Source organism: Clostridium magnum DSM 2767, from assembly GCF_001623875.1.
Taxonomy (GTDB): Bacteria; Bacillota; Clostridia; order Clostridiales; family Clostridiaceae; genus Clostridium_AM; species Clostridium_AM magnum.
Map to the genome: position 1 here is coordinate 1,124,671 of NZ_LWAE01000001.1, position 13,889 is coordinate 1,138,559.

Consider the following 13,889-nt stretch of genomic DNA (forward strand, 5'->3'; position numbering starts at 1 on the left):
TATTACAGGGTAATTCTGTAATAGCTTCAAGCTTATAATTAATAATATGGGGTGATTACACAGTGAGAGTAACTAATAAAATGCTCGCTAATAACTTTTTAAGCGACATGAATGTAAACCTTAATAACATGAAAACCCTTCAGCAGCAGATGGCATCAGGAAAAAAATTTAGAAGAGCTTCTGATGACCCATTTAATGTAGCTAGAGCCATGCAGATGCATAGTTCCATAAATGCAAATCAACAGTATAATAAGAATATAACTAATGTTATAAACTGGATGGATACCACAGATACAGCCCTTGGTCAAATGGGAAATGTATTTCAATCAATAAGAGAAAAATTAGTATCAGCAGGAAATGCAGCCTATGGTTCAGATGAAAGACAAAAAATAAAAGATGAAATAAATCAAAGAGTTGGGCAAGTAGCTCAGATATTAAATACAAGCTTTGATGGTGAGTATATATTTGCAGGAACCCGTGGAGCATCTAAGCCAGTAGATTCTAAAACACAATTCAATATACCAGCCAAGGTTGATAAAACCAATAGTTCTGGTGGAGATGCTGTACTAAGTGGTGACTTTACAGGCGCAAGTGCTCTAAGTTATAAAATAAAAGTGACTGGAGTAACTGTAGCAACAGGTAACGTTACAACTGCAGAATATTCTACAGACAATGGATCCACTTGGACAAGTACCACAGTATCTGGAGGGACTTTTGATATAGGTAATGGATTAAAAATAAAGATTAATGATGCAACCGCTAATGCAAATGGAGATGTTTATAGTTTTTCAATAAATCAAGATTTTAAGCTTACCTATTGTAATAGTGATGGAACTGAGATGGTAGTAGATCCTGTACAGTCTGATATTGTAACAGATGTGGCAGCCAATTGGAGTGGTAAGGATATAAAATTCAGTATTGCCGACTCCTCTACTGCGACACCAGTTGAAGAATCAATATCTTTAGGAGATTTTACTGCAGCTGGAAAAACAATAAAGGATGTAGTAGACGATATTAATGGAAAATTAAATAGTTCTTCTAGCTTGAAAGGTAAATTGGTAGCGGAACAGACTGCAGATAACAGAATATCTTTTAAAGCATTAGGAAACGATATAATTAAGATACTTCCTGATGTGGTGGGGCCACCTCCTAGTACTTCTGTTACAGATTTGCAAAGTTCTATAAATAAACAGCTGCCATCTACCCAGTTTGACAATATTCAATCTAAACGTCAGACTGAGCTTTCACAGGGCGTTTTAGTTGGATATAATGTTTCAGCTGTGGATGTTCTCAAGTACGGAACAAGTGAACAGGATGATATAAGAAATCTTTTAGATAGAGTAGTAAAGCATTTAAATGGTATGGTAGAACAGAAGGATGCTTCAGGAAATGTTTTAAAAGATTCTTCTGGCAATATCTTATATATTGCAGATTCATCAAAGGCAACATCAGCCCTTACCAATGATGATTTGAAGGATATGGATAAAGCTATGTCACAAATCCTAAAGGTGCGCTCAGAGGTAGGAGCAAAGCAAAATAGAATGGAGAGCGCTAAAGAACAAAATGAACAATCAAACTTGGATATGACAGATATACTCTCAAAAACAGAAGATATAGATATAACAGAAAAAACTATGGAATTTGCCACAATGCAGACAGTTTATTTGGCATCATTGCAGACCAGTGCAAAGGTTCTACAGCCAACGCTGATGGATTATATGAGATAACTATTTCAATTGACAGTTGACAGTTGACAGTTGACAATGAAAGGAGAGTTTTTTTCTTTGGCAGAAAACTTTGTTATTGTCCATTGTCCGTTGTCCGTTGTTCATTGCTAAATGAGGTGTTAAGGATAATGAAATTGAACACAAAATATCATGGAGTTAGAGAATACGAAGAAAAAGATATTTTAAGTTTTAAAAAGGGTCTTCCAGGTTTTGAAGGATTAAATAAATTTATCATATTCCCTGTAGAAGATAATGAGATATTTAGCATTCTTCATTCCTTAGAAGATGACAGTATAGGATTAGTGGTTGTTTCTCCTTTTTATGTAATAAAGAATTATGAATTTAAGTTAGAGGATGAAAAAATTGATGAATTAAAAATAGAAAGTCCTGAGGATGTATTGGTTTTAAATACAGTAACCTTAAATTCAGCTATAGAAAAAATTACAGTTAACTTAAAAGCTCCAATAATTATAAATATAAAGAACAAATTAGGGGAACAAATAATACTAGATAATCCTAATTATTCTATAAGACATTCATTATTTGAGAAATAATCAACTACAATATTGTACAAAAATATTTTGCGGAAAAATATCTTTATGAAAATATATAAGGTAGTGATTTTGGATGGTATAGAGCTGCCGAGGAGATGATTGGATGTTAGTCATAAGTAGAAAGAAAGGTGAATCACTTCTAATTGGAGATGATATAGAAATAACTATAATAAAAACAGATGACAATTCGGTAAAACTTTCTATATCAGCGCCTAAAAGTGTAACCATATTAAGAAAAGAATTATATAAAGAAGTAGAGCAAGAAAATAAAAATGCAGCAGCCATGGATATTAGTATACTAAAAAATATAAAAAAATAGTTTTGGATTTATTTAAAGTAATAGGGGGGTTAAGTATGGAAATTAGAAACATAAATCAAGCAGGACAATCTACATTACCATTAAATGTGAGTATTCCATCAAGTCCAGCAAATACACAAGGAACTGTACAGGAAACAATTGTGATAGGTGATGGAGCAAAAGGAAGCCAACAGAATGATACTTATCAAGAAAACAGTGGTCAAAAAAATTTGACAGAAAAAGAAGTAGGTAAGGCCGTAGATAAGCTAAATAAACTTCTTGAAGACAAAGCTACTCATGCAGAATATGAAGTTTACGGAAAAGGTAAAGATTTAATTGTAAGAATAGTAGATAACAAGACCAAAGAAGTAGTACAAGAACTGCCACCAAAACAAATAATTGATATGATAGATAAGTTTTGTGAATTAGCAGGAATGTTTGTGGACAAGAAAGCATAATTATTATTTATTTATTTATTTAACTTCTAAATCTGGGGGTGGGATTTTATGGAGTTTAGGTTAAATAAAATAGACCCGGAAGTACGTGAAAGGGTTAAAGAAACTACAAGTGCAGGAAAAATTCACACAAAGACAGGCATAGTTATAAATAAGGATACCAAGAAGAACAAAGAAGATAATGAAGCGGACTTTGAAGATGAATTAAAGAGACAAAAGAAAAAAGGGAAGAAAAAGCTTTTTGTAGAAGCTGTAAAGGTAGAAGAAGTACAAATACCAGTCTATAAAGAAGCAGATAGTTCATCAGAGGATGAAAATAGGGGTCATTTTCTTGATGTGCGAAAATAATTTTTAAGAATTAAGATTTGGCTCTTTTGAAGAAGCTAATCTTAATTCTTCATTTTAAGCAGGGAAAAAATACTTTATCCGATGGGGTTTGAAACTCCACCTGATTCAAGTTTTCACTTCATTATTATTTTTATATTTAATTTTTAGAAGTTAGTAATTAAGAGTTAATAAATGTATACGATAATGAAGTATGGGTAATATGTTTCAGAAAAAGATCATAATTTAAAAAATGTATTTTAGAATATTAAATTTTAAACATAAAAGGGGTGTTGTACATGTATGCAACAAACGCATATAATGCATATAAAACTAATAGTGTAAATTACGCTTCAAAGGATCAACTGCTGCTTATGCTAGTTGAAGGAGCAGTTAAATTTGCGAAAATTGGTAGACAAGCAATTTTAGATAAAGATGTAAAAAGAGCACATGAAAATATAGTAAAAACTCAAAATATATTCTACGAACTAATGGCAACCTTAGATGTGAATAAAGGTGGAGAATGGGCAAAAGGACTAATGAGCGTATATGAGTTTATAACAAGAAGACTTATGGATGCTAATATTAAAAAGGATGTAGAAATAATGAATGAGGTTATTCCTTTGATTGAGGATATAAAGGATACTTGGGAACAGGCTTATAAGGTAGCTAAAGGGATGAAATAATAATTAATAGTTGACAATAAAGGAGGATTTTTTTCATAATTTGTTAAGGAAAATCTAAGAATAAAGTATCATTGAAGTACTGATTTAATAGTGATGAATTTTACCTTAATTGTCAATTGTCAATTCAAAAGAAGGGGGATATATATGAGTATAAGTGCAACTAGCAACACTTCCAGTTCTAGTTTGTTAAGAATATCAGGAATGGCATCTGGTATTGATACAGATAGTGTCGTTAAATCTATGCTTTCAAGCTACCAAACGAGGATAGACAAAGCTAATCAAGCTAAGCAAACGGTACAATGGAAACAAGAAGCATATAGAGATATTATAAAGGATATAAAAGGATTACAGGAATATTTTGATCCACTTTCAAGTAAATATATGTTGTCCGGAAATTCTTTAAACATTAATACAGCTGCAAGTGATGATACATCTATAGTTTCAGCAACAGTAGGGTCAACTGCTAAGTCTGGAACTTATAAGGTTAATGTCAATCAATTGGCAACACAAGCTAAGATTGAAGGAAGCACTAAAGATTCACTTGTAGAAGTAACGAATTTATCAAATTGGAGTGGTAAAGTACTTGATTTTGGGTCTAGCGGAAGTATAACATTAAGTGCTATAGATACCGCTATGAACTCAAGTAATATGTCTAAATTGGCATCAGATATAAATCAACAAATTGCATCTAATGGTACATTAAAGGGCAAGATTTCTGCATCTTATGTAAATGATGGAACTCATAATTATATTAAGTTTACATCTACAGCATCTATTACATTGGATGGAACTGATGTAGATGGTGGCACTACTGTTTCTGATATAGGCGGCAGCGATTTAACTATTAATGGTGGAATATCTTCTACTTCAAAATTAGTTTCAGATTTAAATTTTTCAGCAGGATCTATAAAATTTACTTTGACTAATGGAAGTACTAATTCTACTGTTTCGCTTACTGTAGATGCAAATACTACTGTACAAAATCTAATTGATCAAGTTAATAGTTCAACTGATGGTGCTGTTACTTTAAGTGTAGATACTATTACAGGTAAATTTTCATTTCAATCAAAAGATTATGGTTCTTCTTCAAATATTAGTATAACTAATGATGCAACTGCAGCTAATGATATAGTAAATGAATTAGGTATATCATCTACTACAGGTATAGGTAAAGATGCTATAGTTGCAATTACTGAACCAGGACGATCAGAAGTAACTACTACTCAAAGTTCTAATAAATTTACTTTAAATGGTGTTACTTATAATCTTGTTGGAGTTAATAATGCAACAAATCCAGATTCTAATATAACTATAACCGCAAATTCAGATACAGTTGTTAGTAATGTTAAAAAATTCATTGAGGATTATAATTCACTAATATCAAAAATTAATACAAAGTTAACAGAAAAGAAAAATAGTGATTATGCTCCACTAACTGATGCTCAAAAAGAAGCTATGAGCGAAGATCAAATAAGTGCATGGGAAACTAAAGCAAAGGTTGGAATACTTAGAAAAGATGACTATTTAAGTAGTTTAATGACTCAAGTGAGGGGAATATTTTCTTCACCAGTATATAGTAGTTATAATAGTTCAGATACTAGCGCAGGAAAAATAGCACTAAGTTTTGGTAAGTATGCAGCTAATGCCATAGGTATAGATACTTCAACAGATTACACTGATGGAGGTAAGCTTATTATTAGTGATGAAACAAAATTAAAAACTGCTATTGAGAATAATATTGATGATTTTAAAAAATTATTTATTGGAGCTTCAGAAGCCGCTTTAGGCACTAATGAGCCTTATGTTGGCTCAGAGAAGTATATGGAAGATGGTTTATTCAAAAGAATGGATATTATACTTAGAGATTATGTAGCAGCACCGGGTCTAGGAGAAGATGGTACTTATACTTTATCTGGAAGTATGAATATATTTGTAAATAAGCAATATGATTATAGTTCTTCAGGTTCTTCAGGAAAAAATACATTACCAGATCAAGTATATAAACAAACTTCAAGTATTAGTAAAATCACAAGGCAAATGTCAGATGCTGAAACTAGATATTATGCTAAATTTACAGCCTTAGAAACAGCTATGAACAATTTGAATGCACAACAGGCTCAACTTAGCTCTATGCTTGGAACAGGCTAATTAGAAATAAATTTTTAATAATCATTGTAGATAGCGTATTGTTAAATTTTATTTAATAAAGAAGGTGATGAATTGTCGTTAGAAGAAAGTTTTATTAAATATAAAAATGTAACTTTGACTATTATGGAAATAGTTAAGTCTGAACAATACGAAAAATTAGATGAGTTTTTTAGTCAAAGACAATTGATTTTAGATGATATTAATAAACTAAATTGTTCGAAGGAACAATTGAAAGAGTTTTATGTAAAATATGATATAGAAAACTTGCATAAAACCTTGGAAGAAGAAATGAAAAATAGAAAAGAAGAGTTGTTAGTAAAAATAAGGCAAACTCAGAAAAGAAAAGTAGCAGTCAGTGGATATAATAATCTACAAGCTAAAGCTGTATTCTTAAGTAAAGAACTTTAAAGAAATTATTAGAACAATATTATAGTTAGATTCCCACAAACCCATTAGTAAGTAATGATAACTTTCTAATGGGTTTGTTTTAGTATTTTATTAACTCCATATGTCAAATTTATAATGTTTAGGGTATCAGTTCAGATTGTCTAAATAACAAAGAATTTAGGGGAAATATTTTGTTTACTAGAGAATGGAACTTTCTGTATAATATACATACAGGAACTTTTGTTCGTATAAATTTGGATTTAAATACTATATCTTTCTGTAGTTAACAATTGAAAATAAATTAAGATGGAGGAATTAGGATTACGAATGAAGGTTTTCTGAGAGGAAGAAGTGAAAGGGGATAAAAAATGGAGACTATAACTAAAGTAAATACTAGGAGCCAAGTAACAAGTATGTATTTAATAAAGAAGGCACAAATGGGAGATAAAGAGGCAATTGAAGATATAGTCACAAGATTTATCCCTTTTATAATAAAAACCTGCAGAAGAATCTATATAAGAGGATTTGAGTTGGAAGATTTGATACAAATAGGACAAGTGTCTATTATCAAGGCTATAAATAATTATAAAACAAATAGAAGGTATGCATTTACTACATATGCAGTGAGCACTGTTAAGACAAATCTCTATAGATTGATGAAATATAAGGTGAATTCTGTAAGTGAGATAAGTCTAAATGCAGTAAATAATAAAGGTTATGAAATTATTGATATCTTAGCTTCCAAGGATAACGTAGAAGATGATATTATAGAAAATGAAGAAAAGAGAAGGCTTCATGCTGAAATAAATAGGCTCTCTCACAGGGAAAAAGAGATTATATTTTGGTTTTACTTTGAAAATAGAACTTTAGATGAATATGCAAGAGAGAAAGGAATTTGCTACAGAGCAGCAGTAGAGAGAAAGAGAGGAGCCATAAAAAAACTTAGGCGGCAGATGGGTCAAATATAAGGTTTTAGAGAGGGATTTTAACTCGAGGACTAAATATGCTAGATTTATAATGTCACATTTTTCTAAAGTATCCCTATATATTAAGTGAAAGGAGTTGATATACATGGCTGCTATAGTAACAAAATTAAGTAGTACATTAGTTCTTAAGTACAACGATGGAGTAGATGCAGAAGGAAAGGACATAATCAAATCACAGAGGTTTGCAAAAGTAAAAACTACAGCTGTTGAACAGGACATATTAGATGTGACATTGGAGATGGAAAAACTATTAGGAAAGACTTTAAATGAAGTCATAAGGGAAGACCAAAGTGGAATAACTGCGGTTTAGTTAATAGTTAAGAATTAATAGTGAATAGTTAAGGAAGAATTAAGGGTGTATATCTCTGCTTTACAAATAAAGCAGACCAACTCTTAATTATCAACTATTCACTATTAACTAAAAAAGAGGGGGGTATGTGCAATGAGTAATATACTAGTAATGAACTTTCTAAATGAAGGTGGAAAAAAGACTTCTATAAGGGTTAATAATATAAAGGATACTGTCACTGAAGCAGAGGTAAAGGCGGCTATGGATGTTGTTATTGCCAAAAATATATTTACATCCACAGGTGGTGACTTAAAGACCAAGGACTCAGCAGAATTGGTAGATAAAACTTCTACTGAATTTGCAGTTAAGTAATTAGTAAATCATGCAGTGGAGCAGCTAATGTTAAAGTTAGCTGCTTTATTATATAAAAGGAGGCTTGTATATGAATGCAGATCTTTTAACTACTATAGGTAACGTAGGGTTTCCGATTGCGGTGTCTGTTTATCTGTTAGTTAGATTTGAAGGCAAATTAGAAGCGCTTACTTTGAGTATAAACGATCTTTCAAGCAGTATAAAAAGTTTGCTTATAAAATCTGATGACAAATAGTTTTTTTGTATGTAAAATATTAAGTATAGTTAAGATGAAAGATTTGGAGAGTGGAAGATTATGTGTAGGATAAATCCAAAAGTAGATTTTGCCTTTAAAAAGCTATTTGGAAGTGAAGATAATAAAGACTTGCTTATCTCCTTTATAAATTCAGTTTTATCAGAAGATGAACAAATAAAAGATGTAGAATTAAAGAATCCATATAATCTAGCAAATTATAAAAATGGTAAAATGTCAATTTTAGACATAAAGGCAGTAGATGAAAAGGGAATATGGTATGATATAGAAATGCAGATTGCAGAACAAGGATATTATGATAAAAGAGCTTTTTACTATTGGGCTAAAGTATATTCTGACCAGATAGAAAGTGGAGAAGATTTCGATCTCTTAAGAAAAACTATAGGAATAAATATTTTGGATTTTAATTATTTAAATGAAGAAGATTTTCATAATGTTTATAGAGTATATAACCAGAAAAGCAAAAATACATTTTCAGATATGTTTCAAATGCATTTTATAGAATTAGGAAAGTTTAATAAAGGTTTTAAAGAAATAAAAACAGCCTTGGATAGATGGATTGTATTTTTAAATAGAGCTTATGAAATTAATAGAGATAAGATACCATCTGAGTTAGCAGAAGATATAAGTATAAAAAAAGCTATAGAGAAACTAGATATTATGTATTTAAACGTAGAGGAAAAAGAGATATATGAAAATGATCTTAAAAGGCTTAGGGTACACAAAGCTGAAATAAAGACTGCAGAGGACAAAGGAAGAAAAAAAGAAAAAATTCAGATAGCTAAAAATTTATTATATGTCTTAGATGTTGAGACAATAGCTCTAAAGACGGGACTTACTGTAGGTGAAATAAATAATCTAAAAAAACACTAGAGCATAATAAAATACCAGAAGAATTAGCCTTAGATGAAAATATAAAAAAGCTATAGAAAAGCTTGATATTATGTATTTGGATTAAAGAAGAAAGAGAAATATACGAGAGTGATTTGAAAAAAACTAAGAGATCAAAAAGCAGAATTAAAAACTGCTGAAAGAAACTACTAAATGTATAGAGATATACTTTAGTAGTTTTTTTATTTATAAAAAATTTGGATAACACAGTTTCAGCTACAAAATTAAAAAAATACAAAAAAACTTTGCCTACTTAGTGCCTAGGAGTATATATATTAATCAGAAGAAATAGTCAGTAACTGAAAAATAAAATCTTTCATATTACTTTTGCGGGGAGGGATTATTATAAATAAAGTTGATATTAATACTTTAATTAAAAGTGCACAAGCTGGTGATAAAAAATCATTAGAGCAAATAATAAAAATGTACAAACCCTTCATCATAAAAAAAGCTTCACAGATTTATATAAATGGATACGAAGTAGAGGATTTAATACAAATAGGTGTTATGGCACTAATGAAAGCAGTTAATAAGTACAAAGTAGATAGAAAAGTTGCTTTTACTACATATGCTGTAACTGTAATTAAAAATGCCTTTAATGAAGAATTGAGGAAGGTTATAAGTAAAAAATGGGATGAAAAGTTTAAATGCAGTTTAAACAATGTAAATAGAGATGGATTAGAGCTTATGGAACTATTAGCTTCTGATGAAGATGTAGAAGAGGAGTTTATTTTAAAAGAGAAGATAACCATACTAAAAAAAGCCTTAAATCAGTTAACGGAAGATGAAAGAGAACTAATTGATTGGTTTTATTTTAAAAACAAGCCCTTGAAGGAATATGGAATAAAAAAAGGTATAAATATGAACACATTGGCTAAGAGGAAGGGTAGGGTTTTGGAGAAACTTAAAGGGTATTTTAGAGAACTAAACTTAAACTACTAACTCTACACTCTTAATTCTTAACTAAAAAAATTGAGGGGTGTTAACATTGGTAAACATATTAATAAAAGAGAATAATCTAATGGTATTTCAGCCGAAGCTTGCAAAACTTCTGGGGCTTAATGAGACAATAATACTAAATCAAATACATTACTGGCTGGAGAAGAAGAAAAATATTATTGACGGAAGGCCTTGGGTTTATAATACCTATGAAAATTGGCAGGAGCAGATTTGTTTTCTTTCTGTAAGTACTATAACACCACTTTACAAGTAATTTAAGTTACCAAAAAATACAACGTACCAAATACCTCTTAATTATCAATACTAATATTGAGCAAACCAGCACTGATTAGGAGGTATCTAGTACTATGATTAGTATTGACGAAAAATCAACAATTAAAACAATAGAAAATTATTTAAGTAAATATCGCTCCATCTTCAATAAGCGGAGCTTTCATATATTTATTTTACTTGTTACTGCTATGCTTTCAACTCAAGAAGTTCGTTCTATAAAATTTTTATATGACAATTTTATCAAAAAGTATTGGAATAAAGTTCTTAATAGCTTTTATTATTTTTTATCCTATACAAACTTCTCGATAGAGAGCTTAATGTTTGCAACAGTAAAAATAGCAATCTCACTTATTCCCGAAGAGCTTAAGTCTACTATAACTATATTCTTAATTATAGATGACACACTTCAAGCTAAATTTGGAGATAAGTTTGATTGTTACGGTAAGCTTTTTGACCATACAAAGCATGATGGCACCTCTTTCTTAAATGGACATTGCTTTGTATCATTGGTTATAAGCATCCCTATACTCTTTTGTGGTAAAATCAAATACCTTACATTGCCAGTTGGATATAAACTCTATGATAAGAGTGAAACCAAACTTGAAATAGCTGGTAAGATGATACAAAACATTATGCTGTTACTATTAGATTACCAAGTTATAGTGTTATGCGATAGTTGGTACACTAAAAGACCTTTTCTAAATATGTTCAGAAATTATACCAATCTTTCTATCATAGGGGCAGTCCGTTCTGATACCAGCATATATGATTTATGTCCAGAACCTACTGGAAAAAGAGGACGCCCAAGAAAGAAAGGTTTAAAACTTAATATTAGAGATTTTGACTACACTAAAGAGGATGACTACTATATTGCAACTAAAAAGGTTTTAACAAATTTGTTTAATGAACCTGTTATAGTAACAGTAACAACTACAGATGTAGATAAATTCTCATCTGTAAGAGTTTATATTTGCTCCATAGAGCCATCAGATATACAAATTTTTAAAAACTATACTGTAGATGAATGTAAAGCTGATAAAGAAAGACCAACTCTTATTCCATTTTTTGCATATAAATTCAGATGGAATATAGAAGTGTTTTTCTATCAACATAAATTCTTTTGGTCTTTTGGTAACTACATGGTACGAAATAAAAAGGCAATAGAAAATTATACTAATTTACTGGCTATCGCCTATAGCTTTGTAGTAATATTGCCTTTTATTCATAAGTCTTTTTCTAAATATAAATTTCAAAGTCCTCAAGAAATTAAAAATGCTATCTCTTACCAAATATCAAAAGAATTAATATTAAGCACTTTCGTGCAAAAGATACAAAAGAGCAATATTAATCAAGAAGCTTTAGAGGCAATTAATTCCTTAATATATTTAGATGAGGTTAGTTAATTTTCTTGTAAAGTGGTGTACTATAAAAAAGGCTATAAAGAAATTGGAGGGTATGGGTATAGTTATAGCTGGTAATTTTAATAGATCTAAGGTAGATAAAACTAAATGGTATACCATAGATTATAAAGCTTTAGAAGAATTATATGAGGCTGAAAATGATAAGGAGAAGGATAGAGAGAGCTGTGAAGATAAAATAGCAACGACCACGGACAAGGTTAACCAAAGCAGTGATATAAATAATCAATGCACAGACATAAATAACCAAACCACAGACATAAATGAATTGTCCAAAGGAGAAGAAATACCAGAGGAAGAGGTAAATTCTAACGGACCAATACCAGAAACTACTACAGAAACTAACTCACAGGATAATAATAAAGATGATAGTAAGGCCCAGGGGCAAGAAAGTAATTCTCCTGAGGATTTAATTTTATTCCCGGAAGAATCAGTAGATGGATTTAAGAAAATAGTCTGTTTTTACAGCGAAAATATAAGACTTCCTGGTTCCTATGAATTAGAAAAAATAAAATATCTCCATGATGAATTTAAAGAACCGAAACTTATTATACTTGCCCTGCAGCAGGCAATAGAAAGAAATGCAAGAAATTTAAGATATGTGGAGACAGTATTATACAATTGGCGGGATAATGGTATAAAAACTTTAGAAGAAGCTGAAAAATTTATTGAGAGTTATAAAAAGTATAAGGGGGATGGAGACAATGGACAATTTAAAGGAATCCATGGGCAGAATAAATGCTATAATTCAAAAACTTCGAGAACAGACGGCACAAAATGGTCAGGATATAAACCACCAGAGCCAAAGAGAAGAACAGATACAGATGATTCAGGACTCATCTGAAAAAGATAGGGGAAACTTATGTGTTATTAATAATTCTAAGGATAAAAAAGCTTTGCAAGCAGAGAAATTAAAGATATCTAATGGTGAATGTCCAATCTGTGAAGGAAGGGGGTTTACCATAAAGAATAGTTCTAAATATCAAGATACAATAGTTTTTTGCAAATGTAGAGAAATGGATAAAACTCGAGTTTTGTGGAAGAACTCTGGTATTGAAACTGAAAAGAATAGACTTACCTTTGGAAATTATAAGATCTACAACAGAAGCACTGAGAAAGCTAAAGAGGCAGCTATAGACTATTTTAGAAACTTCAACAATATAAGGTCTACTAGAAAAAACAGCATAGGTTTTTTGGGACAAGTAGGCTCAGGAAAAACTCACTTAAGTATTGCCATAGGCTTAAACCTATTAGCTAAAAATATTCCAGTAGTCTATATGTCCTATAGAGATGAAATTCTAAAGCTTAAACAGAATATTTTAGATGAAGAGTACTATGCTAGTTGTCTGAGAAGATACAAGCTTGCTGAGGTGCTTATTATTGATGATTTGTTTAAGGGAAAGATTAATGAGTCTGATATTAATATAATTTTTGAAATTATAAATTATAGATACATGAATAATCGCCCAATGATTGTGTCCTCTGAATTTACAGCAGAAAAACTTTTATATTTTGATGAAGGGGTAGGCAGTAGGATTATTGAGATGTGTAAGGATTATATGGTGGAGATTGAGGGGAAGGATAATAATTATAGGGTGAATAGTTAGGGATTTTAGGTAAAATTTACATATAACCTAAGGTGTAAAGAGGTGTTGTAACCTTCCGATAACATTATTACAATAATGAAATACTAAATTTAGATAGACGAGTTTTAAGCTAAATTAGGGTTACTGAATTAACAAAACCATATAATTAAATGTTAAAATTGTCTATCTAAAAAAGAAACAAAAAGTCAAAAAAAGTAGTAAAGTTAACAAAAATAGTACCGATAAATATGTTACAAAACAAAAATTAAATAGAAAATTTAA

At 30.5% G+C, this 13,889-nt stretch carries 18 protein-coding genes; all 18 read left to right on the plus strand.

The genetic code is table 11. From position 1 onward, the window contains the following. The first annotated feature begins 62 nt into the window (after positions 1-62). The 18 genes from flgL (at position 63) to CLMAG_RS05445 (ending at position 13,628) form a co-directional block, all read left to right on the plus strand. Positions 63-1,727: a flagellar hook-associated protein FlgL gene (flgL, locus tag CLMAG_RS31490; protein ID WP_066618981.1), complete on the plus strand. Its 1,665-nt coding sequence runs from the start codon at positions 63-65 to the stop codon at positions 1,725-1,727. Between the two features lie 128 nt (positions 1,728-1,855). Continuing rightward, positions 1,856-2,281 (plus strand): flagellar assembly protein FliW, encoded by a 426-nt coding sequence (gene fliW / locus CLMAG_RS05370; RefSeq protein ID WP_066618984.1) that lies wholly within the window; start codon positions 1,856-1,858, stop codon positions 2,279-2,281. 103 nt (positions 2,282-2,384) lie between these two features. Then, positions 2,385-2,600 (plus strand): carbon storage regulator CsrA, encoded by a 216-nt coding sequence (gene csrA / locus CLMAG_RS05375; protein ID WP_066618987.1) that lies wholly within the window; start codon positions 2,385-2,387, stop codon positions 2,598-2,600. A gap of 35 nt (positions 2,601-2,635) precedes the next feature. Continuing rightward, complete coding sequence (locus CLMAG_RS30595; protein WP_082831805.1) at positions 2,636-3,037, plus strand: flagellar protein FlaG; 402 nt, start codon at positions 2,636-2,638, stop codon at positions 3,035-3,037. Between the two features lie 48 nt (positions 3,038-3,085). Then, positions 3,086-3,382, plus strand: coding sequence for a hypothetical protein (locus CLMAG_RS05385; RefSeq protein ID WP_066618993.1), 297 nt, complete (start codon positions 3,086-3,088; stop codon positions 3,380-3,382). 275 nt (positions 3,383-3,657) lie between these two features. Continuing rightward, positions 3,658-4,044: a flagellar export chaperone FliS gene (fliS, locus tag CLMAG_RS05390; RefSeq protein WP_066618995.1), complete on the plus strand. Its 387-nt coding sequence runs from the start codon at positions 3,658-3,660 to the stop codon at positions 4,042-4,044. 144 nt (positions 4,045-4,188) lie between these two features. Continuing rightward, positions 4,189-6,192, plus strand: coding sequence for a flagellar filament capping protein FliD (fliD, locus tag CLMAG_RS05395; protein ID WP_066618997.1), 2,004 nt, complete (start codon positions 4,189-4,191; stop codon positions 6,190-6,192). A 72-nt stretch (positions 6,193-6,264) separates the two neighbouring features. Next, complete coding sequence (locus CLMAG_RS05400) at positions 6,265-6,600, plus strand: hypothetical protein (RefSeq protein WP_066619000.1); 336 nt, start codon at positions 6,265-6,267, stop codon at positions 6,598-6,600. 347 nt (positions 6,601-6,947) lie between these two features. After that, a complete protein-coding gene (locus CLMAG_RS05405) occupies positions 6,948-7,547 on the plus strand; it encodes a sigma-70 family RNA polymerase sigma factor (RefSeq protein ID WP_082831807.1) in 600 nt (199 codons plus the stop codon). A 103-nt stretch (positions 7,548-7,650) separates the two neighbouring features. After that, positions 7,651-7,875 (plus strand): DUF1659 domain-containing protein, encoded by a 225-nt coding sequence (locus CLMAG_RS05410; RefSeq protein ID WP_066619003.1) that lies wholly within the window; start codon positions 7,651-7,653, stop codon positions 7,873-7,875. Between the two features lie 132 nt (positions 7,876-8,007). Then, positions 8,008-8,226: a DUF2922 domain-containing protein gene (locus CLMAG_RS05415; RefSeq protein WP_066619006.1), complete on the plus strand. Its 219-nt coding sequence runs from the start codon at positions 8,008-8,010 to the stop codon at positions 8,224-8,226. Between the two features lie 70 nt (positions 8,227-8,296). After that, positions 8,297-8,461 carry a YvrJ family protein gene (locus CLMAG_RS05420; protein ID WP_066619009.1) on the plus strand — a complete coding sequence of 55 codons (165 nt, stop codon included), beginning with the start codon at positions 8,297-8,299 and terminating at the stop codon, positions 8,459-8,461. Positions 8,462-8,521: 60 nt separating this feature from the next. Further along, positions 8,522-9,352, plus strand: a complete 831-nt coding sequence (locus tag CLMAG_RS05425) for an Rpn family recombination-promoting nuclease/putative transposase (protein ID WP_066619011.1) — start codon at positions 8,522-8,524, stop codon at positions 9,350-9,352. A 345-nt stretch (positions 9,353-9,697) separates the two neighbouring features. Then, a complete protein-coding gene (locus tag CLMAG_RS05430) occupies positions 9,698-10,312 on the plus strand; it encodes a sigma-70 family RNA polymerase sigma factor (protein ID WP_278329759.1) in 615 nt (204 codons plus the stop codon). Between the two features lie 46 nt (positions 10,313-10,358). Next, positions 10,359-10,583, plus strand: a complete 225-nt coding sequence (locus tag CLMAG_RS05435) for a hypothetical protein (protein ID WP_066619014.1) — start codon at positions 10,359-10,361, stop codon at positions 10,581-10,583. A 94-nt stretch (positions 10,584-10,677) separates the two neighbouring features. Further along, positions 10,678-12,006, plus strand: a complete 1,329-nt coding sequence (locus CLMAG_RS05440) for an IS701 family transposase (RefSeq protein ID WP_082831782.1) — start codon at positions 10,678-10,680, stop codon at positions 12,004-12,006. After that, positions 11,993-12,865 carry a DnaD domain-containing protein gene (locus CLMAG_RS30600; protein ID WP_073393114.1) on the plus strand — a complete coding sequence of 291 codons (873 nt, stop codon included), beginning with the start codon at positions 11,993-11,995 and terminating at the stop codon, positions 12,863-12,865. The genes CLMAG_RS05440 and CLMAG_RS30600 overlap by 14 nt, the downstream gene beginning before the upstream one ends. Then, positions 12,747-13,628: an ATP-binding protein gene (locus tag CLMAG_RS05445; RefSeq protein WP_169809796.1), complete on the plus strand. Its 882-nt coding sequence runs from the start codon at positions 12,747-12,749 to the stop codon at positions 13,626-13,628. Before CLMAG_RS30600 ends, CLMAG_RS05445 begins: the two co-directional genes overlap by 119 nt. The last annotated feature ends 261 nt before the right edge of the window (positions 13,629-13,889 follow it).